The organism is Simiduia sp. (assembly GCF_058345725.1).
Genome location: NZ_JBTUOC010000074.1, coordinates 1 through 25,335, shown reverse-complemented (window position 1 = coordinate 25,335; position 25,335 = coordinate 1). Strand labels below are relative to the sequence as shown.

The following is a 25,335-nucleotide window of genomic DNA, read 5'->3' as shown; positions in this document are numbered from 1 at the left end:
CCACTAAAGTGTTCGCGCAAGGACCAAGCGGGTTTCCTGCGCCTTAAAATAGTTATCATCGCGCGCAACAACCGTAAATCCTTCAGACAGATACAGCGCCAAGGCCGCTTGATTATCCGGGCTAACCGTTAACAATAGGCGCTGATAATCACAGGCGTCTGCCTTGACCTTCGTTAATAATTGCCGCGCAACTCCTTGCCCACGCGCTTCGTGAGCAACTGCCAGCGACAATAGCCATGCATCTCGAGATCCGGTTGCAGCAGGCACCCAGAGTGCATACCCCAATAGCCCCACCTGGCCGTCGGCAACCAAAAAATGCTTCGGCCAACAATCAAGCGCCTGCCTGAAGAAAAACGCAGGATATCCATGGCCGTCAAAAACCGTCCTTTCCAATTCGGCCACGGCCAGTAAGTCAAGGTATTGCGCTGCGCGTATCAAGGCCATAATTTATCGAATTCTTTGAAAGTTCAAAGTGTAACCAAACAGACAGACAATCTAAATAAAAAAGGCCCGCTAGGCGGGCCAATGAACTGTAAAAGAGCATTCAAGGGTTATTACAGGTCATGCTCTACACCCGTAATTCAGTCATATTAAAAGTTGTAATTGCCAGACAGTGCAATAGTGCGTGGTGCGCCGTAGAATCCTGTCACGAATGGGCCGCCGAAGCTGTAGCCCGCTATGCGATATTCCTTGTCGGTCAGATTCTTACCCACCAGGCTCAACTGCCACTTGTCGTCGCTGCTGTAAAAAGTTGCGCTCATATCAAACAGTGTGTAGGCATCCTGGTCCAACTGGCTGGGCGCCTCAAAAATTTGCGTATCGGCCCGGTAAGACAGCGTAGGGTTGATAACAATTTCTGCGCCACTGGCCATGGGCCAAGTGTAATTAAGCTGGAACATGGCCGTGGTGTCGGGCGTATTCTGCATGTCGCGCTGATCGGCCACATCCACACCGCCAGACATGAATTCCAGGAATTCAGTATCGGCGTAACCGACGGTCAAATTAGCCAATAGGTTTTCAGTGACGGCCAGGTTTGCTTCTAGTTCCACGCCTTGAATACGGGACTTACCGGCGTTTAATACCGCACTGGAAAATCCACCACCGGGGTTAAAAGCCTGCACAGTGACCTGCATATCTGTGTAGTCTGTATAGAATGCGGCCACATTTAAGCGCAATCGGTTGTCAAACAAATCACTTTTCACACCCAGCTCATAGGAATCGACAGTTTCCGGATCAAAGCCGTCCACCGTAGACGGCAAGGTACTGGCATCACCGCGCATATCAAAGCCACCACTTTTGAAGCCTGAACTGTAGGTGGCATACACCATCACATCCTGGTTAACCTGGTAGTCGATGCCCAGGTGCGGTGTGAATTTGCTCCAGGTATCGTCATTGGTGTAATCGGTCAAGGTATTTAAGAAGGTTGCTGCCGGTTGACCGGGATTGTATTTTTCCGCAAATAGCGGGCTGTACACGCCCAAGAAGTTGGCTTTATATACGGTGGCATCTTTCTTATCTTGGGTGTAACGGCCACCTAAACTCAGATTCCAATCCGGTGCGAATTGCCAGTTGTAGTGCGCATAGGCAGACAGACTGGTGGTATCCACTGAACCCGCAACTTGTTGAGTCAAACTGGCAAAGCCCAATACGGCGTCAAATGCGCCGGCTGCAGTACCGGTGTAGTAGTACAAGCCGCTTACCAAGTTGGCATTATCGCCCTCCCAGTTAAGCTGAAACTCCTGGGTTGTTTGGTCGTCTTTGTAGAAAGCAGGCACATCAAAATCCGGGCGATTCACGCTGTCGAAATCGATGGCGGTTTCTGTATCGCCTTCGCGGTATGCCGTAATGGACTTCAGCATAATACTGTCGGTCGCCTGCCACTCAACTGTGACAGATGCGCCACTGGTTTCCACTTTATTCTCGTGCAGCATGTTCGATTCGGTGTCGTAAATGCTGTCCAGGGGCTCTGCACCCGCGAGATCGGCATTCAAGCGGTAGCCGTGCTTGGGGGAAGACTTATCGGTGGTTTTATCGGCGGCAATCCGTATCCATACGGCATCTGAGGGATTCAATTCCAGCGCTACGCGCGCACTGAGTACATCCTTGTCGTACTGATCTTTACCCGTGCGAACATTTTCACCGTAGCCATCGCGGTTAAAGCTGGCTATGGCGCCACCCAGGTAAACGCCCTCACCCACTTCGGTAGAACCCGCCACCTTTACATCCATTTGGTTGTAGCTGCCTAATGCGCCGCTCAGTGTGAGGCGATCTTCATCGTTCATTTTTTTGGTAACGTATTTTACCGCACCACCGATTGTGTTCTTGCCGTACAAAGTACCCTGCGGACCGCGCAATACTTCAATGCGCTCTACATCCAGAATATCCATTACCGCACCCTGCGGACGCGCAACGTAGATATCGTCCACGTAAATCCCAACACCCGGCTCAAAGCCCCAGAGCGGATCTTGTTGACCAATACCGCGAATAAACGCCGTCAGTGTCGAGTTAGTACCGCGACCGGCCTGCAGCGTGGTGTTGGGCGAAAGCTTCTGTACATCGGTGATATCGCTGATGCCATTTTGCATCAATGCGTCTTCGCCTATGGCAGTTACCGCTACGGGCACTTCCTGTAGAGATTGTTCGCGTTTCTGTGCGGTGACAACAACCTCTTCCAAGGTCACTTCGGCTGCTGCCGGGAGGGCGTAACCGCCTGCCAGGGCGATTGCCAGTGCCAAGGGTTGGGCGTGGTATTTGTAGCTAGTCATGTGATCTACCTTTTATCTTGTTATGGACGTCTTCATTGCTCAATCACACAGGGCATTCCCAATGTTTCAACACAGTCTACTGAGCGCGAGGGGCTTTGACTGCACGACCTTGGTATGAGGCCCAACCATACCAAGGTCTAGTTTCTCTGACACACGCTTGCGCCATAATGACCGAACTAACTATAACCAGTCATGGAATCGCTTATGTTCAGCTTGTTGGGTTTGCTGTTTGCCCTGGGTTTATTGATTTACCTGACCATTAAGGGCATGAACCTGCTAATTGCCGCCCCTATTACTGCCATGATAGTTGCGCTATGCGCCGGTTTACCGCTATTGCCTGCAGCCGAGGGCGACAATTTTATTCAGGCCTATATGAACGGTTTCACGGATTTTATTGCCGCATGGTTTTTTATGTTTTTACTGGGCAGCCTGTTTGGCAAACTTATGGAGGCCTCAGGCGCCGCCGATCGCATCGCTTCCGATATTGTCCAATGGTTGGGCATGAAGCACGCGACCGCTGCCGTAGTACTGGCTTGCGCGCTGCTGACATACGGCGGCGTCAGTGTTTTTGTTGTGGCCTTCTCGGCCTACCCGATGGCCGTAAGTCTGTTCCGCCAGGCCAACTTACCGCGCCGTTTTATTCCAGCGGTCATGGCTTTTGGCTCGGTGACGTTTACCATGACATCCGCCGGTAGCCCCGAGATTCAAAACTGGATTCCTATCAAATATCTGGGCACATCGCCCTACGCCGGCTGGGAGGTCAGCTTGGTAGTGGCTGCGTTCATGGCTACGCTGGGTTTCTTCTGGCTCAACCGTATGATGCGCGCAGCCGCGGCACGGGGCGAGACCTTTGTGGCGCGCACCGATGACCCAGTGCTCGAAGACAAGGTATTGCCGTCGCGCTTTGCCGCCGCTGCCCCCATCCTGGCAGTGCTGGGCGTGACATTTTTTTGCCACGACTACTTCGCCCAATACGCCCTCATTCTTGCACTCTTAGCCGGCTGTTTAGCGGCCTGGGGCCTGGCGCTGCGCAGTTGGACCGGCCTGGACGCCATTATCGCGACGGGCACCACCGGTGCGCTCCTGGCGATTGCCAACACCGCTGCTGTGGTGGGCTTCGGCTCGGTGGCGAAAGCTTCGCCGGCCTTTGCCATGGCTGTCGCCAGTATTACCTCACTGCCGGGCAATGAATTGATAGGCGCGGCAGTGGCCGTCACGGTCATCGCCGCAATGACCGGTTCGGCCTCGGGCGGGCAGACCATTGCACTGCCGGAACTGGCGCCCCATTATCTGGAAGCGGGCGTCAATCCCGATGCGCTGCACCGCGTGGTGGCCATCTCGTCTGGGGCTCTGGACTCACTGCCTCACAACGGCTACGTAGTGACAACCATTCGCGCCATCTGCGGAGAAACCCACAAGGCGGCTTATGGGCCCATGGGTGCGCTCACAGTGGTGGTCCCGGTACTGGGCACCGCCTTGGCACTTTTGTTGTTTATTGTTTTTTAACGAGAAGGGATATGAAGATTCTGCAAACGCTGCCGTTGGTGCTCGCCCTAGGTGCCTGTTCTGAACAGCTGGCCCAGTCCCGTGCACTACCAGAAGAAGCCCGCAAACCGACCTTTGCCGTGGACGACATTCGCCACACTTACCTGGATGGCAAAACCGATGATTTGGCCACGGCCGGCCTAGGTCTGGCCGGATTGCGCGGCGAGCCGCCGGCCTTTGCGCATCCCGAGGCGCCCACAGCAGCGGAGCTGCGTCGCCGCGCCTACTACGAGAATTATCGCAGCCTGCTTGCACTCAACGATACCGACGGCTACGGCCGACTTTTTGCCAAACACCACCAGCCCATCGCCGGACACGAATACATTATGCCCGTGCGCTACAACGACCACAGCATCGCCAGCCTGCTTATGGTGCAGGTACCCGAGCGTTTTAACGCGGAGGCGCCCTGTTTGGTGGTCACCGCCTCATCCGGTTCGCGCGGTATTTACGGCGCCGTGGGCGTCGTGGGTAACTGGGCACTGCAGCAGGGGTGCGCCGTGGCCACCACAGATAAAGGCACGGGCACCGGCTTTCACTGGCTGGATGAGCAGCAGGGGCAATCGGTCGACGGTACCCTGGTCGCCGATACTGCCCAAACGCTGCACTTTAAAGCCGCCGAAAATGAGGCTCGCCGCGCGTTTCAAGCCGCTCATCCCGCGCGAGTCGCCACCAAACACGCCCACAGCGGCAAACGCATCGAACAGGATTGGGGCAAATTTGCGTTACAGGCTGCACAATTCGGTTTTTACATACTAAACGCCAAGCACCGGGATTTGCGGGCCGACCAAGGGTTTTTCTCCCGCGCAAACACCACGGTGCTGGGCACCGGGATTTCCAATGGTGGCGCGGCGCTGATTCGCGCCGCCGAGCAAGACACAGAGCAGTGGCTCGATGGACTTGCGGTTTCCGAACCCAATGTCTTTCTGCCCAGCCAGTTTAGCTATCAAGTCAACGGTCGGCCGCAGCGGGCCAAGCCCCTGCCCCAGATTGCCACGGAATCCGCGCTCTTTGGCCCCTGCGCTAGCCTGGCACAGGACTTGGTGTCACCACTGGCGGCCTTTCAACTCCCCCTTTTTCAAGGGCATTTTGCCAACCGCTGTGCGCAGCTGAAAATGGCCGGCTTGTTGCGCGCCGACACGCTGCCCGCGCAAGCCACAGAGGCATTAACCAAGCTCCGCGCCAGCGGTATCGCCGATACGGCACTGCCCATGCTGGCCACCGCGGCAGCCATTAGCCTGTGGGAGGCCTATACTGTCAATTATCTCAACAGCTATCTGGGGGCAAGCGTCGAAGACGCACTGTGCCAGGTGAGCTACGCCTACGCCAATGCACAGGGCCAGCCAACGCCCACACCCGCCCAGGTAAAAGCGGGATTATTTGCCACGGGCAGCGGCGTACCGCCGGCGTCGGGCATTACTTTGATCAATAACAACGCCAAGGGCGGCGCGCGCAGCCTGTATTTCTCCACAGACGCCAACGGGAAGTTCGACCTGGGGTTTGAGGCCATGCAATGCTTTGACGACCTAGCTCACACACCTCAGTTGATCGCACAAATTGACACACTGGCCATGAGCGGCAACTTGCGCGGCAAACCCACGTTGATTGTTCAAGGCGCCGGCGACAACCTCATTCAGGTTAACCACCACGGGCGCGCCTACGCTACGTTGAACCAACGCGCGGAAGGTGGACAATCCCAGCTGCGGTACATCGAAATCAGTCACGGGCAGCATTTTGACGCACTACTAAACTATGCCCCGCTGAGAGCGCACTATGTGCCCATGCACGGCTACTACGAGCAGGCCCTCGACACAGTGTTATTACACCTGCGTGACGGCGCACCCCTACCGCCCAATCAACGAATCATTGCCGCGCCGGTGCAGGCACCGGACGAACCCCTTGCCAGCTTGCCGCCAATTGCTTTAAATGCAGCGGTACTTGCAACCGATCGTCAGCAGCAACACCTGACTGTAACCGCAACCGGTATCGCAACGCACTGAACACCCAAAATAGCGCCCGCCGCACCGGCCAATAGTTTCACCGCCGGCGTGGCCAGCGCTCGATAACCGGCCCATAATACAAAGAATCTATGCTGAGTTATCTTGAATTACTGCTGCTGTCCCTTGGCTATCTGCTGACGTTGTTCGCAATTGCCTGGTGGGGCGATCGCATCGCCGAGCCCACCATCCGGCGTTTTAAGCCGTTTATTATCGGCCTTGCCGCCACCATTTATTGCAGCGCCTGGAGCTTTTACGGCACTACCGCACAAGCGGCCTATAACGGCTGGTATTTCCCACCCACGTTTTTGGGTGCCATTGTCCTTCTGGTTTTTTTCGCCGCACCGCTGAAAAAACTAATCATTGCCGCTAAAAATGGCAACGCCACTTCCCTGGCGGACTACCTGGCTATGAATTTCGGCCGCTCGCGCACACTGGCAGTTATCGTCACAGTAATCTGTTTGATCTTACTGATCCCCTACATCGCGCTACAGCTCAAGGCCATTACCGAAAGCTTTCACGTGCTTACCGACAATATGGTGCACTCACATTACCTATTAAATGTACCCGTCGCCCGAGACACCGCCTTTTACATCGCCATGATTTTGGGATTGTTTGCGATTGCCTTCGGCACCCGGCACCTAGACGCCCGCGAGCACCACAACGGCTTAATGATTGCCATTGCCTTCGAGGCACTGATAAAAATTACCGCCTTTGTGAGTATCGCCTGGTTCGTCACCTACGGGTTGTACGACGGCTTCGGCGATCTCACTTTGGCCGCCATTAACAGCGACAGCGTGCGTGAACTGCTACAAAGCCACCACGCCGACCAAGGTTTTCTGGCCGCCACCGTATTGGGCATGATTGCCATCATCTGCCTGCCCCGGCAATTTCACGTACTGGTGGTGGAATGCGAATCGGAAAAAGACTTGAGCACCGTGCGCTGGGTGGTGCCTATTTATTTGATTTTATTTGGTGTTTGCATTTTGCCCATCGCCTACGGTGGACTACTGAGCTTTGACACGCTGAATATCAGTGCCGAACATTTTGTTTTGCGCCTGCCCCTGGCGAATGATCGCCCCGATCTCGCACTACTGGCTTTTCTGGGCGGCCTGTCTGCGGGCTCCAGCATGGTTATAGTGGCCTGTGTTGCCATGGCCACCATGATCAGCAATGAATTGGTGGTGCCTTTGCTGCTGCGCACCCGTTGGCTGAAGCACCAACAAGATGCCGATATCAGCCGAAAGCTGCGATTAATCCGGCGCAGTATTATTCTGATATTGATGCTGTTTGCCTACAGCTATTACCATCTGTTTGCCAATAACAATGCCTTGGGCTCCATTGGTCTAAGCTCGTTTGCCCTGGTGGCGCAGTTCGCCCCCGCCCTCTGGCTGACGTTGCGGCCCTCCCACAAAGATGTTTCGGCCGTGCTCGCGGGTATCGCTATTGGCTTTAGCTTTTGGTGTTATACATTGCTGCTGCCCATGCTAGTGCGCGCCGGCTGGCTGGGCGAAGCGTTACTGAGTCACGGGCTGGCCGACATCCACTGGCTGCGCCCCACCGCACTGTTTGGGCTGGAGGGACTGTCGGCAATTAGCCACGGCGTTATCTGGAGTCTGTCAGCCAATATTTTAACCGTGTACTGCTACACCCGCTGGCGGCACAAAGCCGACGCTCCGACCACCGCGCCCACAGAAAGCCTGCCGGTGTACCAATTACAAGCACTGGCCAGTAAATTTTTAGGTGCCGAACAAGCGCGCCTGGCGCTGTCGCAATACCCGGAAAAGCTACTGCCGCAAACCCAGGCGGAAAGTGCCTATGTGGAATTTGTCGAGAACATGCTGGCCGGTGTTATCGGCTCGGTGTCGGCTCGCCACGTCATCGAACACGCACGCAGCTCTGAGCCCGCGCCACTGCTCGACGAGACATCGGAAATTTACCACTTCTCCCGCGAGCTGTTGCAGGCGAGTATCGACAACATCAGCCAGGGCATTAGCGTGGTCGATAAAAACCTGCGCCTGGTGGCCTGGAATCGCCGCTACCTGGAATTATTTGACTACCCAAAAGACTTGGTCCACGTGGGCCGCCATGTGGCCGATTTACTGCGCTTTAACGCCGTAAACCTGAACATATCCGAGCCGGACGATGTCGAAAGTTTTGTAAGTAAACGCCTAACCTACATGGCCGAGGGCAGCGCCTATGTTGTCAAACGCGCCCACGACGACGGCCGCGTTCTGGAATTGCGCGGCAGCCCTATGCCCGGCGGTGGCTTTGTGACAACGTTTACCGATGTAACAGAATACCAACAAACGCTTAACGCGCTGGAAGAGCACCGCAACCTGTTGGAACAGCGCGTCAGTGCCCGCACGGCGGAATTGCAGGAGTCCAACCAACAACTGGAGCAAGCCAATGCCAGTAAAACGCGCTTTTTAGCCGCCGCCGGTCACGATTTGGTTCAACCGCTCAACGCGGCGAAGTTATTCACCAACGCGCTCTTGCAACAGTTTGGCAGCAACTCAGGTCCAATCAACAGCGCACAACTGCAAAAAACATTGCAACACCTTGACGCCTCGCTACATGCGGCCGACAGTATTATCAGCGAATTGCTGGCCATCGCGAAACTCGATGCCGGCGCCATTACGCCGGCGCCAGAAGCCTTTCGACTAGCCGATCTACTGCAGTCACTGCAGCAGGATTTTCAGCTGCAAGCGGCGGCCAAGGGCTTGTCCCTAGATTTGCGAGCACAGCCGCACACGGTATTTACCGACTACAAGCTGTTGCGTCGCGTGCTTCAAAACTTGCTAGCTAATGCCATTCGCTATACCGCGCAGGGGCGCGTATTAATTACCGCACGCAGACAGGGCGAACTACTGCGAGTGCAGGTTTGGGATACAGGCCCCGGCATTCACCCAGACGACCAACAAAGTATTTTCGTGGAGTTCAAACGATTACAACAGGACAGAACCGATGGCGGCCTCGGCTTGGGCCTGGCGACGGTGGAGCGGCTGTGTCGGCTGCTGGCCATTCCCGTCAGTCTGTCTTCGCAGCCGGGGCGCGGCAGTTGTTTTGGAGTAAGCCTGCCAATCAGCCAGCAAAACCCGCGGGCACTGGCACCGCGCGCGCAAAAAAATCAACAACGGCTGCAGTTTAACAACATTCACGTACTGTGCCTGGACAATGAGCCAGCCATTATCGAGGCGATGCAGTCGCTGTTGTCGCCCTGGGGCTGTCGTGTAGCGGGTGTGCTTGATGCTCAGCAGGCGCACAGCGCCGCGCTGTTGCAGGCGCCCGATTTGATCCTGGCCGACTATCACCTGCACGACGACGAGCGCGGCGTAGTGGTGGCACAGGCCATTCACCGCGCGATGGGACGCGCCATACCAACCATTATTATTTCCGCCGACTACGACGACAAAGTAAAAGCTGAAGCCCGTGCCGCCGGATTCTACTTTTTGAAAAAGCCGGTAAAAATTCCCGCACTGCGCGCGCTCATGGCGCGCCTGCTGAAACAACGGGCTAGCAACCTGGTCTAAACCTACAGGGTAAAACGAAGGGCGATTAAGCTGGAAGCTGTCCGAGCACTGCTAACTGGCGAGCTTTTGCGCCAGCAAAATCACTTCCGTGCGTTTACGTACACCCAATTTACGCATAATTGCCGTCACATGGGATTTAACGGTGGGCTCGGCAATGGCCATTTCATAGGCTATTTGCTTATTGAGTCGCCCCTCGCAAATGAGCGAAAAAACGCGGAACTGATGCGGCGTAAGGCTGGCAATTCGCTCGGCCACATCGTCGACTTCCGCCGACACGTCGGAGGGCACTTTTTCAAACCAGACGTCGCCAGCCAAAAGCCGACTAATGGCCAGCTCCAATTCTGCCGGCGGTAAGGATTTGGAGATAAAACCCGAGGCGCCTAATTGTTCGGCGCGCACGACGCGCTCGTAACTGTCGTCACCCGAGACTATGGCCACGGGAATTTCAGGATAACAGCCGCGCAAACTGGCGAGCCCCGCAAAGCCCAAGGTACCGGGCATATGCAAGTCCAATAAAATAAGATCCGGCTCAAGTCCCCCCTCTAGCTGTGCTTGCACGGCAGCCAAGTTTTCACATTCCACGCAGTCGGGGGAATCCACCCAGGCAGATTGCATTAAGGTTTGCTTTAACGCAGTCCGAAACAGCGGATGATCATCGGCAAGCAAGAGCAGAGGCATAGAATTTTGGTGTTGATTCGTGGCGACAGAAACAGCCATCATAGCGCTCATTGCGCAGTCCAACCACCGTCCATTGGCAGCGCCGCACCGGTGAGTGTAGTGCCGCTGTCGCTGCACAGGAAGCGCACCAAGTCGCCAATGGCCTGGGTTTGGGTCATGGCGGGCATCGGCTGTTTATCCTGAACCAGCGCCTTGCGCGCCACAGACTCACTCACCTGGTCGCGCGCGGCGCGCGCCGTTACTTGCTGGGCAACGATGGCGGTGTCCACCCAACCCGGGCAAATGGCATTACAGGTGATGCCCAGCTCCGCATTTTCCAGTGCCACCACTTTTGTCAGCCCAACCAAGCCGTGCTTGGCCGCGACGTAGGCGGATTTTTCCTGTGAAGCCACCAGCCCGTGCACTGAAGCAATATTTACGATGCGCCCAAATCCCTGCTGCTGCATGGCCGGTAGCGCTGCGCGGATCGCGATAAAGCAGGCAGTGAGGTTTATATCAATCACCGATTGCCAGCGCGCTATCGGAAACGCTTCGGTGCGGGCGGTAAACTGCACACCGGCGTTGTTAACGAGAATGTCTAGGCCGCCCAAAGCCTCCTGGGCCCCTTGCACCAAGCGGTCTATGGCGTCGGCATCGGTCATATCGCCCGCCAAAAATACGCAGCGGGTGCGATATTGGTCGGCTAAGCGCTGGGCCAATGCCTGGCCTTCGGCGTCGCTCACCAACCCGTGTACCACCACCTGCGCGCCAGCGGCTGCCAGTGCTTCGGCGATGGCCAGGCCAATACCCGAGCTGCTGCCAGTAATTAACGCACGGCGATTGTCGAGTTGACGGGAAGCGGGAGACGTTTGCATGGGATAACAACCTGTACCAAAGTTTGATACAGCCAGCTTAACAAGCGGCAATAATCCTGACTGTAAGACCTTGGTCGGACACCCAGGTGCAGCAGGCCGTTAGCGTCAGGGCAAATACAGCGTAAATACGCCGCCCCCCAAGGGCCCGTCGTTGGCCAACGCGATCGCACCCTTGACGTCTTTGGCCCGGTGCAGTCCCGCCACCGCCTGTGCAAAATACAGCCCCAAATTAGTACTGCCCGACTCAAATGATACGCCGGCGCTAATCTCACCCGGCTGTGCCAACATGACATCGGGATAACCCTGGCCGTCATCGGCCACGCTCACATATAACCCCGCCGGTTCCAGCCAGGCTTTTACAAGCAGCTGAGTCCGGGTGTAGCGGGCGCAATTCACCAACACATTGTGTATCACGCCGCCTACCAAATCACTGTCAAAATACCAAAGCAAATCGTCGTCGCATTCGCATTTTACATTGAGTCTGCGGCTGACAAATAACATATCGTTGCGCGCCAACTGTTCGCCCAACATATCACTGACGTAATTTTCTTGGACGTGGATTGGCATCGATTGCAGATTCATCCGATACAAAGACAATAACTGTATCAACTCGCCGTTAATTCGCGAAGCCTCGTATTGCAAAGTCGCAAAACGCTGCTGCTGTGCCGGTGTTTTCGCAGGCATATCCTGCATAGTTTCATCGAGCGTGTTAAGCAACATACCCAAGGAATTCTTCATGTCGTGGACGCTGGAGGCCAATACCAGCGCGAAATCTGCAACACAATCTTGACGATCACCGGAATTAGTCATGCACAGCCTTTATTGGTTAACGAAATTTTTTCTGTTGGCGTTCAATTTCAACCTGTCGAATCATTTGTTGTAGCTGGCGAAAGCGCTGAAATTGTGGATGGGTAGCCGTCAGCACAGCTTCCACTGACTTGAGACACGCCAGCGCAGTATCCATCCATTCAGCGGTCTGATCGCCGGTTTGCATCTGGCCTGCCAGCGCCTGCACTAAATTCAGCTGCACCCCCAAATGATTGGGAAACAGTCGGCGCGCCCGCTGAAAGCATTCAATGGCCTTCAAATAGGCGTGCTGCTCGTAAAGCCGGATCCCCTCTTTGTTAATTTGCGCGACCTGCCGGCGGCTTTCTTCGCTCACAGGCTCGTCCAGCAACCGATCAATTTTCTGAAGCGCTACCTGATCGTGTGAAAAGACCTCTGTTAACTTCTTCAACTTGGCGCTGGCTTTATCCCGCTGCCCCAGCGCCTGCATCGCCAGTACGCGATCGAGTTCCGTATCGATATCTTGCAGTCCGACTTCATCCATACGCGTGCTGGCGCTTAAAAACAATTCATTGGCCCGGCGTTGATTGCCTTGCTGCAATTGCAATTGGCACTCGATCATCTGCAGTTGCAGCTGCCGCCCCTCATCTCTACCAAACTTTTTGTCGACCTTGTCCAACACTGCCAGTGCGTCGCGAATCACTTCCCGCCCCACGGCTTCATCTTCGGAAAATACCGCAGCGGCAGCGCGGGTAAACGCCACGTGATTTTCCGCGCAGTCGTGCACGGAGCTTTCCGATAGTTTGACCACACGTCGGTAGGTTTTTGCCGCGGTCACCTTGTCGTTATTGGCCACGGCCACTTCGGCCAACGTTTGTTGGCGTAGCAGGGCCACGGGCGACACGTTGACCGCCTGCTCCAATACCTGCTGGCGCTCTTCGTGGTGCGCCAAAGCCAAATGGCATTCCGCTAGTTCGTCGTAGGCCTGCATGCAGAGCGGGTGCTGCACTACAATTTGACTGAGCCAATCGATAGCTGTTTCCAAATCACCTTGCGCGCGTTTGACTTGTGCCATGCCCACTTGTGCCCAATCCATTTCTCGCACTTCCAGCACCTGGCGATACACCTGCTCTGCCAGATCCAACTGACCGGTTTTCAGATACAGCACCCCCAGTATTTTTTGACAAATAATGGCGTAGCGACTGCCGTCGTCAATTTTTTGCAAGCACAAGACCGCCGCAGTATCCAGATAGTTGTCTTCGATGGCGCGGTAAATAGATTTGAATTCCTGGCGCTGGTGCAACACGCGATCCAGGCGCTGGCGCAGGGTTTTAGCAGTGAGCGGCTTGGTGAGGTAGCCCGCCGGATCAAAATCGGAGGCCGCCAGTACAACATCGCGACTGGACTCGGCGCTCACCAGTAAAAACAGATTATGGCGGCGCAGTAGCTGCCGGTGGCGCATTTCCTCTAGCACCTGCAGGCCATTGCGCCCGCGCCCCAGGTTGTAGTCGCACAGTATCAGGTCGTAGTCGGTGTCCTCGCACAAGCGCAGCGCTTCCTGGCCGTTAACCGCCGTATCCACCTGGCGGCAACCAAACTCCTGCAACATACGACTGACGGTCATGCGAAAACTGTCGAAGTCGTCCACCACCAGCACTTTAATCGATTTGTAATTAACCAGCGCTCTACTCCTGCCCTTTTGCGTTGCATCCGCGGCCAACAGCGTTAGCTTAGATCAGATTCATTGCCTGCGCGGGCCCAGATAGCTAGAATTGGCGGTTTTTCGAGCGCGCCGGTCATGACCCACCCGAAAGACGATATCTACGCAACGCCCATCCCCGAATTGGCGAGCTTTCGCTTTGACCAAACGGTGGTGAATGTCTTCCCGGACATGATTAAACGCTCTGTGCCTGGCTATACCACCATCATCAGCATGATTGGCGACTTGGCCGAGCGCTACGCCCAGGCCAACTCGGTGTGCTACGACCTGGGCTGCTCCCTGGGCGCCGCCACCCTGGCCATGCGCCATCGCATTCGCGCTGCCCAGTGCCACATCGTTGCCGTGGACAACTCCCAAGCCATGATCGAGCGCGCCCGCCAGGTGATGCAAGCGGACAGTGGCGAAGTGCCCGTCACGCTGATGTGCCAGGATTTACAGGCGGTACAGATAGCGCGCGCCTCGGTGGTGGTGCTGAACTTTACCCTGCAATTTATTGCACCCGCCGAGCGCACCGCCATTCTTAAACAGATCTACGATGGCTTACTGCCGGGCGGTGTGTTAATCCTGTCGGAAAAAGTGGCCTTTACGGACAGTCCCCATCAAGATCTAATGATCGAGCTGCACCACAACTTCAAACGCACCAACGGCTACAGCGAGCTGGAAATCGCGCAAAAGCGCACTGCCTTGGAAAACGTGCTGATACCTGAAACGCTAGAGGCTCACCGCAAGCGGCTCAAAGCCGCAGGCTTTGCCAGCAGCGATGTCTGGTTTCAGTGCTTTAACTTTGCCTCCTTGATCGCCATCAAAGCATGAATTATTTGGATTTTTACCGCCCGCTCCTGGCCGAGCTGGCCGCCGACGCCCGCTTCAGCCAATGGGCCGCGCGGCTGCCCGACGATATCGCCACCGGCCTCTCGGAAACCCGCTACGGCGATCTGCCCCAGTGGCGCGACAGCTATTTGAAACTGCCCCCACTGCGTGCCACCCACCAAGATTTCAGCCAGGGCGTGCAATTGGACGCCGATCTGTCAGACGCCCAGCGCCGGCATATCGAGCAAACACTGCGCGAACTCATCCCCTGGCGCAAAGGGCCTTATGACCTGTTTGGTTTTCACCTAAACACCGAGTGGCGATCGGACTGGAAGTGGGACAGGGTTGCCCCCCACCTGGATGACTTAACGGGCAGGCACATCCTGGATGTGGGTTGCGGCAACGGCTACCACTGCTGGCGTATGCACGGCGCCGGCGCGCGCCGGGTGATTGGCATAGATCCCTCGCCCCGGTTCGTCATGCAGTTTTACAGCCTCAAGCATTTTGTGGGCCAGCTACCCGTGGATGTACTGCCCATTGGCATCGAACAACTGCCGGCCAATCTCGGCTGCTTCGATACCACTTTTTCCATGGGCGTGCTCTACCATCGCCGCTCGCCCATGGATCACCTGCGCGAGTTGCGCGAAACCCTGCGTGCCGGCGGGCAGCTGGTTCTGGAGACGCTGGTAATCGACGGCAAACTCGGAGAGGTGCTGGTACCCGAGGGTCGCTATGCCAAGATGAACAACGTCTGGTTTCTGCCGGCACCCGACACCCTGCTATCGTGGCTGCGCAAGTGCGGCTTTAACAACCCGCGCATGGTGGAAATGAATACCACGAGTCTGGAAGAACAGCGCACCACCGATTGGATGCTGTACCACTCGCTCAACGAATTTTTAGACCCAGTGGACAAGACCAAAACCGCCGAGGGCCACCCGGCACCCATTCGGGCCACATTTATCGCAGAGGCCCCCTAGCGCTGCTGCTATTCGCTAAAACGCGAGGGGTTGCTGATCCAAACTGCCCTCCAGCTGCAGTAGCCACTGCTTGCGCGGTAAACCGCCCGCATAGCCGGTTAAGGTGCCGTTGGCGCCAATCACCCGGTGGCAAGGCACGATAATAGCGATGGGGTTGCGCCCATTGGCCGCGCCCACTGCCCGCACCGCTTTGGGGTTCGCTATCTGGCGGGCAATATCCTGATAGCTGGCAGTAGCGCCGTAGGGCAAGTCGCACAGCGCCCGCCATACAGCCTGTTGAAATGCCGTGCCCTGCGCCGCCAGGGGCAAGCTAAACTCCTGGCGGGCGCCGGCAAAATATTCCTTCAGTTGCGCCAGCGCCCGTTCAACCAGTGGCGAGGACTCACCACTGGGCACACCATCGCGAAACGCCACCTCGGTAATGCCCCTGTGATTTGCGGTCACCCACAGATTGCCCAATGGGCTAGTCATGGCGGCCTGCGCGACGGCTGTGTGATTGTTGATTGCATTATTCATCGGCAAGTTGACTCCACATCTGCAGGGTTAAATAACTACGCCAGGGCGCACAGGCGCGATCGTGCACTTCGCCCAGCTTGGCCAAGCCGTGTTTCACGCCCAGATCACCGGCCAGCCAAATATCTGTGGCCGCCTCGCCGCGCATACGGGCGTAATCCACGGTCCAAGGGCCTATGCCTTTCAGGGCCAGCCAAGTTGCGGCCGGCTCAGTCGGTTGCTCGGCACAATAGGCTGCCAGGCGGCGCAAGGTGTCGCGCCGAGCACCCGGCATTTTCAGAAACGCTAAATCGTGCGCCGCCATTACTGCCGGTGACGGAAATACATAGCGAATAGCGCCGGACTCTGCACCATGCAAACCGCCGGGCACAGCCCCGGGTGCACCATCGTGCACCCCACCCATTGGCGCACCCAGTTGTTGCACACATTGCGACACCAGCTGGCGCGCGGCTTTCACGGACACCTGTTGGCCCAGCACTGCCCGCACCCCCGCTTCAAAAACCGACGGAAATTGCGGTAATCGAAGCCCCGGATGAATGGCCACCCCTGGCAGTGCCGCCTGCACAGCGGCATCAATGGCGCGCCCATTACTGTCTAAGTCCAACAAGCTGCGCACTTTTGCTACCGCCTGAGGCAGTTGGCGCCAGTCGGCCAGCCACAAGGTAACCACAAAGCCCCGCAACTCGGGCTCGTGACACGCCACAAACCAGGCCGCCTTACCCGCCAAGGTTAAGCTGCGGCCGTAGTGTTGGTCGCTTGCTGTCTCCAGGCCCTCAATGGCCCGCGCTTGTAAAAATGCCGATACCCAGGGCCAGTTATAGGGGGGGCGGTAGGCGAGTTTCAGCGTCAATGTCGGCGGTTGCGCGGCACTCGCTGGGCGCTTGCGCACCTTCGACGGCGTTAATTTCAATTGCGCTTTAAAGCAATCGTTGAAGCGGCGCACGCTGCCAAAACCACTCGCAAAGGCGATATCCGTGACTGACCAATCCGTGTGGTGCAATAGGTGCTTGGCCAATAAGCAGCGTTGGTACAGCTGATACTGCTTCGGAGCGACGCCGAGTTCGGCGTTAAAACATTGGCGCAAATAGCGATCCGATACGCCCAACTCGCGGCTCGCCTGCGCCAGATTTTTCCCCGCCGCCAAGAGCGGCATCGCACTGGCCACCCAGGGGCTGGCTGCCCGGGTGCCCGGTGCGGCATCTGGCTGGCACCGCAAGCACGGCCGAAAGCCCGCCTGCGCACAGGCCGCCGCCGAGGCAAAATACCGAACATTATCCTCCCTGGGGGCCCGGGCTGGGCAAATCGGGCGACAGTAGATACCCGTGCTCAATACCGCGGTGTAAAACAGGCCGTCGTAGCGGGCGTCCCGCGCGAGCCGCGCCGCGCTACAGGTTGCAGCGTCCAGCAACTGCGGCGTTGGCGGATCTGAGACGAGCGGGGTATTGGCGGTCATGGGGCGATTCCTGTGGGCTTGGCTAAGCGTGCCTATCTACCCGGGCATTATTGCGGCTCGCGGGCGTCCCTGCTAGCTGGAATCGGAACTGACCTAAAAAACCGCCTGCATTGCGGGCGGTTGGGCGGCTGGGCGGTTGGTGCGATTATTGAGATGGGGACATTAATCGTCGAGCGCGGTCAGTGGCGTGCTCAGACCCAGTTCGCTGTGGATTTGAGCACACCAGCGATTCAATCGATCGCTGGTTAAGTCTTCCTGCTGATCCTGATCGATGGCCAAGCCCACAAACACCGGCTCGCCCGGCACTTGCGCCTTGGAGGCGTCAAACTCGTAGCCCTCGGTGGACCAGTAACCGACCACCGTGGCACCGTTGGCGACAATCACGTCGTGCAACATGCCCATGGCGTCTAAGAAGTAGTCGCCGTAGCCAAACTGATCACCTAAACCGAACAATGCAACCGTCTTGCCGGTAAAATCCACGCTACTGATATCGCCCCAGAAGTCTTCCCAGTCGGACTGAATCTGACCGAAGTCCCAGGTGGGTATCCCCAGTATGATCTGGTGATAGTCTTCAAAATCCAGCACCGTGACATCGGCCACGTCGTGCACATCCACCAGATCTGCGCCCAGGCGGGCCTGTATCCGATAGGCCACGCCCTCGGTATTGCCTTCATCACTGCCAAAAAACAGCCCGATTTGCGCCACACTTACCTCGACTCGCGCGGTGAATTACACCGCCAACTTCGCTTTAATCGCCACCCAACGGCGGTTATGGCCTAAAACCAATAACCGCCGTTGCGGTAACCTTCAACGGACATGCGCGCCACCATCTTGCCTCGGGTGATCACGCGGTGGTTTCTGACCACCCAGCGTACTGCTAACTTCACGCTCTACCTCAAACGTCTGTACATCAGATAGCGTCGATCCCGGTTACGCAGACCGACGGGCGCGCATTATACCGATTTCGCCCGGGAATTTAAGGCTTGTGCTGCCTGCATTTTTGACTCCTGCGTCAATCTCACTCGGCGCAAGATTCTGCGGTAATCGGCCCCGCAATCCGTATAATGCGCCCATGACACAAGATCCCCTGCAGATACTCAACCAAACCTTTGGTTACCCTAACTTTCGACCGCCCCAAGATGCCATTATTGACGCCCTTGTGGCGGGCCAGGATGCACTGGTTATCATGCCCACGGGCGGCGGCAAATCGCTTTGCTATCAAATTCCGGCCATTGCACGTGCCGGCTGTGGCGTGGTGATTTCGCCGCTCATTGCCTTGATGCAAGACCAGGTCAGCGCGCTCGAACAACTGGGCGTGCGCGCCGGTTTCTTAAACTCCACCCTAGCTCCAGCCGAGGCACAGGCCATCGAGCAACTGCTGGTGGCCGGCGAATTGGATCTACTGTATATCGCGCCCGAACGGCTTAATCAGGCGCGTACCGTCAACCTGTTGCGACAGGCACCGCTGGCGCTATTTGCCATAGACGAAGCCCACTGCGTGTCGCAGTGGGGCCACGACTTCAGGGTCGACTACTTGCAATTGGGCTTGCTGGCCGAAGAATTTCCCGACGTCCCGCGCATTGCGCTGACCGCCACCGCCGATGCGCGCACCCGCGCCGAAATCGCGCAGCGCCTGCACCTCACTGAGGCCCGTCAGTTTATCGTGGGTTTTGATCGCCCCAACATCCAGTATCGGATAACACCCAAGAGCAACCCGCGCAAACAGCTGCTCACCTTCATCCGAGAGGAACACGCAGGCGATTGCGGCATTGTGTATTGCCTCTCGCGCAAGAAAACTGAAGAGGTCGCCGCCTTTCTCGCACAGGAGCTCGCGCAAGAGGGCATGACGGCCCTGCCCTATCACGCGGGTCTACCGGCCGAAACGCGAGCACACAATCAACAGCGCTTCCTGCGCGAGGACAACATCATCATGGTGGCCACTGTGGCCTTCGGCATGGGCATCGACAAGCCCGATGTGCGCTTTGTGGCCCACCTGGATTTACCCAAGAGTATCGAAGCCTACTACCAGGAAACTGGCCGCGCGGGACGCGACGGCGCGCCGGCCACTGCCTGGATGGCCTACGGCTATCAAGATGTCATTTTACTGAGCCAAATGATGAGCCAGTCGGACGGGTCGGCGGCGCATAAGCAGGCCGAACGCCAGAAACTGGACGCCATGCTGGGCCTGTGCGAAATCACCAGTTGTCGTCGCCAAACGCTACTGCGCTACTTTGGCGAATCCGACCACCCCGCCTGTGGCAACTGCGATACCTGCCTGAGTCCGGTGGACACCTGGGATGGTACAGAGGCCGCCCGCAAGGCGCTGTCCTGTGTCTACCGCTCGGGCCAACGCTTTGGCGTATCTCACTTGGTGGACATTCTGCTCGGCAAAGACATCGAGAAAATTCGCCAGTTTAACCACCACACCCTGAGTACCTACGGCATTGGTAAAGACTTGGACGCCAATCAATGGCGTTCTGTGTTTCGCCAATTGGTGGCGCGCGGGTACCTGGAGGTCGACACAGAAGGTTTTGGCGGACTGCGCTTAAGTGAACAATGCCGCGGCCTGCTAAAGGGTGAAGAAAGTATTCAGCTGCGCCGCGATGTCAAAGAGGTTCGCACCGGGAAATCCAAACACAGCCAGCAAATTGCCGCCGCCGACCAAGCCCTGTGGGATGCCCTGCGCGCCTGTCGCAAACAATTGGCCGAGGAACACGGGGTGCCGCCCTATGTAATTTTTCACGACGCCACGCTTATGGAACTGGTGCGCTACCGCCCCACCACCGAGCAGGCCATGTTGGCGATCAGTGGTGTGGGGCAATCAAAACTGGCCCGCTTCGGCGATCCTTTCCTCACAGTAATTGCCGAGCACGGTGCGCCAACGCCCAGCGACAATAACAGCGCCACCCTGGATACTACCCTGTCGCTACTGCAAGCCCAGATGACCGTTGAACAAATTGCCGCACACCGCGCGCTGGCCCTTGAAACTGTCTACACCCACGTGGCCAACTTGTTGCAAGACAAACGCATTCGCTTTGCCGATGCCATCGATCTCGATCGCCAGACGCTGGCGCGCATCCAAGACGAAATTCTGTTGTACGACGGCGGCGAACAGGGCTTCCGGTTTAAGCCCGTGTTTGAAGCGCTAGGCGGCGAGTTCCCCTACGGGCTGCTAAAGTGCGTGCGGGTGGCCATGTTCGCGGAATCGGCCGATGCTAGTGCAAATACAGCTGGTGAAAACGCAGGTGTTGTTCAATAAAGCTCGCAATAAAAAAATAGCTGTGGTCGTAACCCGCATGCTTGTGCAGCGTTAGCGGATAGCCCGGCGGTAGCGCAGCCACCAATTTTTCCGGCATGAGCTGAGTGGACAAAAACTGATCGTCCAATCCCTGATCGACACGCATGGGAATGGCACTGTCCGACTCGGCAATCAGGGCGCAGGTATCGTAGGCCTGCCAAAGGCTTTGGTCGGCCCCTAAATAATGCGTGAACGCCTTAATACCCCAAGGACACTGGCTGGGCGCACAGATAGGCGCAAACGCGGACGCAGACGCGTAGCTATCGGGATTGCGCAACGCAATCATTAAGGCCCCGTGACCGCCCATAGAGTGCCCCATGATTGCAGCGCGCGCCGTATCAATGTCGGGCAGATTGGCGGCCAGCAGCGCCGGTAATTCCTGCACCACATAATCGTACATGCGGTAGTGTTCGGACCAGGGCGCCTGCGTGGCGTTGACATAAAAACCCGCCCCCAGGCCCAGATCGTAAGCGGCCGAGGGATCGTCTGGCACGCCGTCGCCGCGCGGGCTGGTATCGGGTACCACCAATGCTAACCCGAGTTCGGCGGCAACCCGCTGTGCACCGGCCTTGGTGACAAAGTTTTCGTCGGTGCACGTTAAGCCCGATAGCCAATACACCACTGGTACCGGCCCAGTTTTGGCCGCTGGGGGAAGAAACACAGAAAAGTGCATTCGACAGGGCAAGGCCGTGGCCTCGTGAGCAAAGCGTAATTGCCGACCGCCGAAGCACAAGGTTTCAGTAATTTTCTCCATACGCCACCTCTCGATCCAATAAACACTGCGTGACAATTCTCATTCAAAAAGTACCACCGAGCGGATACTTTCGCCGCGATGCATCAGGTCAAAGGCCTTGTTAATATCGCGCAACGGCATGGTATGGGTAATCAAATCATCGATATTAATTTTCCCATCCATATACCAATCCACGATGCACGGTACATCGGTACGCCCGCGCGCGCCGCCAAAGGCCGAACCGCGCCAGCTGCGTCCAGTGACCAACTGAAACGGGCGCGTGGATATCTCCTGCCCCGCACCTGCCACGCCAATTATGCAGCTTTGGCCCCAGCCTTTGTGGGCACATTCTAGCGCATCGCGCATGACTTTCACGTTACCGATGCACTCAAAACTGTAGTCCACACCGCCACCTGTCATTTGCACAATGGCATCTACCAGGTTCTCGTGGTCCTTGGGGTTTACAAAATCTGTCATGCCAAATTGGCGCGCCAAATCGGCTTTGGCGGGATTGGTATCCACGCCAATAATGCGCGTGGCGCCCACCATTTTTGCACCCTGTATAACGTTAAGGCCTATGCCACCTAAGCCAAAAACCGCCACCGTTGAGCCGGCCTCAACCTTCATGGTAAAGGCCACCGCACCAATACCGGTGGTGACCCCGCAACCGATATAACAGACTTTATCAAATGGCGCGTCGGAGCGAATTTTTGCCAGTGCAATTTCCGGTAACACCGTGTAGTTCGAAAAGGTAGAACAGCCCATGTAATGTAAAATGGGCGTGCCATCTAGGGAAAATCGGCTGGTGCCATCGGGCATCACACCCCGGCCTTGGGTAGTGCGAATTGCTTGGCATAAATTTGTTTTGGGGTGCAGACAGTAATCGCACTCGCGGCACTCCGGCGTGTACAGGGGAATAACGTGGTCGCCGGGTTTCAAGCTTTTTACACCAACACCTACTTCCACCACAACGCCCGCGCCCTCGTGCCCGAGAATCGCGGGGAAAGCGCCTTCGGGGTCATCACCGGACAAGGTGAAAGCGTCCGTATGGCACACGCCGGTGGCCTTTATTTCAACCAATACCTCCCCGGCTTGCGGCCCCTGAAGGTCTACATCGTGTATTTCCAACGGCTTACCGGCAGCAAAGGCCACGGCGGCTTGTGTTTTCATAGCTGTGTTCCGCTTAATCTTGTTATTGGATAACCTGCACAATGGCCTACCCTAGCGGCTTCACTGACCAAAATAAAGTATAAGCGAGGTATTAATCAGATACGTTCAACGCCACAATGGATTCCACCTCTGCCAAAGTAGCCTCGAATACCTCTGCCAAAGCCACAAAATGCACCTGGTCAACTTCCCGGCCCATGCGCACACCCACATTCATTTTAACCACGCGCTCATAGAGCGGACGCATTGCTAAACTACCACTGATTCCCTTCATGTTATGCACTAGAGCACCGAGTGTTTCCAGATCTTCAGTGTTAATTGCCGCTTCCAATGATTCTAGAAAATTGCGATTGTTCACGATAAAAGATTGGAACATAGCCAGCATACGCGCAGGATTTTTCTTGCCAGACGCCGGTAGATCGTCGACATCCAAATAGCGTAAATTAGCGGGATACCGCAGCGGTTTAAGCTCACTTTTTTGCGCTTGTGCCGTTTCCTTTTGTTGATGGATACAACCCAATTTTCGTGCAATCTCTAAAATCGCCTGCTCCATTTTCGCAACGACAATGGGCTTGGCGATATAGTCGTCCATACCCGTTGCCAAGCATCGCTCTCGATCGCCATCCATCGCATTAGCCGTCATTGCCACGATGGGAATATTGCGATTCACATCCCCCGCCAAGCCATTGCGAATCGCGCGGGTCGCTTCATAACCGTCCATCACCGGCATCTGGCAATCCATCAACACCATATCCACTTGAACACTCTTTAGCACCTCAAGTGCGATCTCGCCGTTCTCCGCAAAAACCTGGTACTCAACAATATTTTCTAAAATGCCCTCTACTACCGCGCGATTAATATCGTTATCTTCCACCACCAATACTCGCATTGGCAGTATGCCCTTGAGCTCGCTGCCCGATGCGCTAACCACACTGCGGCTGGGATTTAAGGCTTCCAGCAACTCCCGAGGAATTACGGGCTTGGCAATGTAACCGGTAATGGGCAACCGCTCGTCGGTAAAGCGCGCATCTGTGTCATAGTCCAACACCCACAGGCTTTTTAACGTGGGGTGCGATTGCACAAAATTGGCCAGTAGGTCATAGGGTGCCGACCGTGCGGTGACACCGTCGAGCAACAACACATCCACGTTGGTTGTCACGCTGCGATCCAAGGCCGCCAATGCCTGTACCTGCTCACACCGAATCACATTGTATTTAACCTTGCGTAAATAGGCGTGCACAATGGCTTGAGTCTCGGAGTTTTGATCGACCCACAGCACGTTGGTATCGGAGAAATTTCCGGCATACAGCCCCGAACGTTCCAAGTTATTGGCCAGTTTGGGACCGCACCCCACGGGTATTGCAAAACTGAAAACAGAGCCCTGCCCCACCTGGCTTTCCACCTTCACGTCGCCGCCCATCAACCGACACAATTGGCGACAGATAGCTAAGCCCAGGCCGGTACCGCCGTATTTGCGGGTTGTGGAAGAATCGGCCTGGACGAAGGGCGTGAATAGTGAACTCAGTTGATCCTCGTCGATACCAATACCGGTATCCAATACTTGGCAACGCAGTTCCGCCTGCTCCGTATCGAGCAGCTCAACGCTGGCGGTTAGTTTAACCAAACCCTTGGATGTGAATTTCACGGCATTGCTCAACAAGTTGTTCAGCACCTGTCGAATTCTGCCCGGGTCTCCCAAAATCATCTCCTGGGAAATTTGGCTGGCATCCAACACGATTTCTATGTCCTTTTGCCGGCGATGAAACGCAAATCCCTGCGCAACATTTCCCAGCAAATCCAGAATATTAAAAGCCACGTGCTCCACTTCGAGCTTGCCGGCCTCAACTTTGGAGATATCGACAATATCGTTGATGACACCCAGCAGTGCATTGGCGCTGGTTTTCGCGGTAACGAGTCGTTTAATTTGCCCCTCATCTCGCTCGTTGCGAATGGCTAAATCGAGCATACCAATCACGCCGTTAATGGGCGTACGCACCTCGTGACTCATACACGCTAAAAAGTTGCGCTTTGCCATATTGGCATCTTCCGCGTCTTGCAGCGCCAACTCCAGCTGATAGGTGCTGGGGATGCTTAGAATGGCTTTGCGATTGACGACCAGCGCCCACACAGTGGCCACCGACACCACTGCCGTAAGAAACTTGCTGATGCCGTGCCAGCCGTAGGTACCGTTCCAGATGGTGTAGATTGAAAATAAATGGGTAGTGCCGCACATGAGTATGAATGCGGCAAACAACACAAAAATGCCCTTGAATTTTACATCTTTACGTTTGTTTATCAGCGTAATCAGCAAGACGGGAATCGAGAAGTACGACAGCGCAATCAATAGATCGGATACCACATTCACCCATAAAATACTGGGTAGCCATAGATAGCAATGGCCGTGGGGCATGTACTCGTTGCTAAAAAATTGCAGTAGGTGTTCCAGCATGCGCGGATTTCCTGCAGAGGGGTATTTACCAGCGGCTGAAAAGCCCGCCAACCCTATGTA

At 56.2% G+C, this 25,335-nt stretch carries 18 protein-coding genes; 6 read left to right on the top strand and 12 right to left on the bottom strand.

Annotation, left to right across the window (positions count from 1 at the left end):
• Positions 1 to 3 precede the first annotated feature (3 nt).
• Positions 4 to 402, bottom strand: coding sequence for a GNAT family N-acetyltransferase (locus ACW8F6_RS15495; protein ID WP_491576785.1), 399 nt, complete (start codon positions 400 to 402; stop codon positions 4 to 6).
• 188 nt (positions 403 to 590) lie between these two features.
• Positions 591 to 2,765, bottom strand: a complete 2,175-nt coding sequence (locus tag ACW8F6_RS15490; protein WP_491576784.1) for a TonB-dependent receptor — start codon at positions 2,763 to 2,765, stop codon at positions 591 to 593.
• Positions 2,766 to 2,969: 204 nt separating this feature from the next.
• Between ACW8F6_RS15490 and ACW8F6_RS15485 the strand changes: the two genes are divergently transcribed.
• The 3 genes from ACW8F6_RS15485 to ACW8F6_RS15475 all read left to right on the top strand — a co-directional run bounded on the left by ACW8F6_RS15485 (position 2,970) and on the right by ACW8F6_RS15475 (position 9,837).
• A complete protein-coding gene (locus tag ACW8F6_RS15485) occupies positions 2,970 to 4,271 on the top strand; it encodes a GntP family permease (protein WP_491576783.1) in 1,302 nt (433 codons plus the stop codon).
• Between the two features lie 11 nt (positions 4,272 to 4,282).
• On the top strand, positions 4,283 to 6,307 hold the full coding sequence (locus ACW8F6_RS15480; RefSeq protein WP_491576782.1) for a 3-hydroxybutyrate oligomer hydrolase family protein: 2,025 nt from the start codon (positions 4,283 to 4,285) through the stop codon (positions 6,305 to 6,307).
• Between the two features lie 89 nt (positions 6,308 to 6,396).
• Positions 6,397 to 9,837, top strand: a complete 3,441-nt coding sequence (locus ACW8F6_RS15475) for a hybrid sensor histidine kinase/response regulator (protein ID WP_491576781.1) — start codon at positions 6,397 to 6,399, stop codon at positions 9,835 to 9,837.
• 51 nt (positions 9,838 to 9,888) lie between these two features.
• On the opposite strand, the gene ACW8F6_RS15470 is transcribed toward ACW8F6_RS15475, so the two are convergent.
• From ACW8F6_RS15470 to ACW8F6_RS15455, 4 genes are all read right to left on the bottom strand, one after another.
• On the bottom strand, positions 9,889 to 10,566 hold the full coding sequence (locus tag ACW8F6_RS15470) for a response regulator (RefSeq protein WP_491576780.1): 678 nt from the start codon (positions 10,564 to 10,566) through the stop codon (positions 9,889 to 9,891).
• Positions 10,563 to 11,369 carry a 3-hydroxybutyrate dehydrogenase gene (locus ACW8F6_RS15465; RefSeq protein WP_491576779.1) on the bottom strand — a complete coding sequence of 269 codons (807 nt, stop codon included), beginning with the start codon at positions 11,367 to 11,369 and terminating at the stop codon, positions 10,563 to 10,565. Before ACW8F6_RS15465 ends, ACW8F6_RS15470 begins: the two co-directional genes overlap by 4 nt.
• A gap of 105 nt (positions 11,370 to 11,474) precedes the next feature.
• On the bottom strand, positions 11,475 to 12,179 hold the full coding sequence (locus ACW8F6_RS15460; protein ID WP_491576778.1) for a sensor histidine kinase: 705 nt from the start codon (positions 12,177 to 12,179) through the stop codon (positions 11,475 to 11,477).
• Between the two features lie 16 nt (positions 12,180 to 12,195).
• Positions 12,196 to 13,875 carry a response regulator gene (locus ACW8F6_RS15455; protein ID WP_491576777.1) on the bottom strand — a complete coding sequence of 560 codons (1,680 nt, stop codon included), beginning with the start codon at positions 13,873 to 13,875 and terminating at the stop codon, positions 12,196 to 12,198.
• A gap of 78 nt (positions 13,876 to 13,953) precedes the next feature.
• Between ACW8F6_RS15455 and cmoA the strand changes: the two genes are divergently transcribed.
• Together cmoA and cmoB are read left to right on the top strand one after the other, a co-directional pair.
• A complete protein-coding gene (gene cmoA / locus ACW8F6_RS15450) occupies positions 13,954 to 14,688 on the top strand; it encodes a carboxy-S-adenosyl-L-methionine synthase CmoA (RefSeq protein ID WP_491576776.1) in 735 nt (244 codons plus the stop codon).
• Positions 14,685 to 15,662: a tRNA 5-methoxyuridine(34)/uridine 5-oxyacetic acid(34) synthase CmoB gene (gene cmoB, locus ACW8F6_RS15445; RefSeq protein WP_491576775.1), complete on the top strand. Its 978-nt coding sequence runs from the start codon at positions 14,685 to 14,687 to the stop codon at positions 15,660 to 15,662. The genes cmoA and cmoB overlap by 4 nt, the downstream gene beginning before the upstream one ends.
• Positions 15,663 to 15,677: 15 nt before the next feature.
• On the opposite strand, the gene ACW8F6_RS15440 is transcribed toward cmoB, so the two are convergent.
• The 3 genes from ACW8F6_RS15440 to ACW8F6_RS15430 form a co-directional block, all read right to left on the bottom strand.
• Complete coding sequence (locus tag ACW8F6_RS15440; RefSeq protein ID WP_491576774.1) at positions 15,678 to 16,178, bottom strand: methylated-DNA--[protein]-cysteine S-methyltransferase; 501 nt, start codon at positions 16,176 to 16,178, stop codon at positions 15,678 to 15,680.
• Positions 16,171 to 17,628 (bottom strand): DNA-3-methyladenine glycosylase 2 family protein, encoded by a 1,458-nt coding sequence (locus ACW8F6_RS15435; RefSeq protein ID WP_491576773.1) that lies wholly within the window; start codon positions 17,626 to 17,628, stop codon positions 16,171 to 16,173. The genes ACW8F6_RS15440 and ACW8F6_RS15435 overlap by 8 nt, the downstream gene beginning before the upstream one ends.
• Positions 17,629 to 17,790: 162 nt before the next feature.
• On the bottom strand, positions 17,791 to 18,333 hold the full coding sequence (locus ACW8F6_RS15430; protein ID WP_491576772.1) for a flavodoxin: 543 nt from the start codon (positions 18,331 to 18,333) through the stop codon (positions 17,791 to 17,793).
• Positions 18,334 to 18,700: 367 nt separating this feature from the next.
• On the opposite strand from ACW8F6_RS15430, the gene recQ reads away from it, so the two are divergent.
• On the top strand, positions 18,701 to 20,887 hold the full coding sequence (gene recQ, locus ACW8F6_RS15425) for a DNA helicase RecQ (protein WP_491576771.1): 2,187 nt from the start codon (positions 18,701 to 18,703) through the stop codon (positions 20,885 to 20,887).
• Here recQ and fghA read toward each other — a convergent pair.
• The 3 genes from fghA to ACW8F6_RS15410 form a co-directional block, all read right to left on the bottom strand.
• Positions 20,844 to 21,680: an S-formylglutathione hydrolase gene (gene fghA, locus ACW8F6_RS15420; protein ID WP_491576770.1), complete on the bottom strand. Its 837-nt coding sequence runs from the start codon at positions 21,678 to 21,680 to the stop codon at positions 20,844 to 20,846. The genes recQ and fghA overlap by 44 nt on opposite strands.
• Before the next feature lie 39 nt (positions 21,681 to 21,719).
• A complete protein-coding gene (locus tag ACW8F6_RS15415) occupies positions 21,720 to 22,829 on the bottom strand; it encodes an S-(hydroxymethyl)glutathione dehydrogenase/class III alcohol dehydrogenase (protein WP_491576769.1) in 1,110 nt (369 codons plus the stop codon).
• A 91-nt stretch (positions 22,830 to 22,920) separates the two neighbouring features.
• Positions 22,921 to 25,335 (bottom strand): hybrid sensor histidine kinase/response regulator (locus ACW8F6_RS15410; protein ID WP_491576768.1); only part of this gene is annotated, 2,415 nt, incomplete at its 5' end.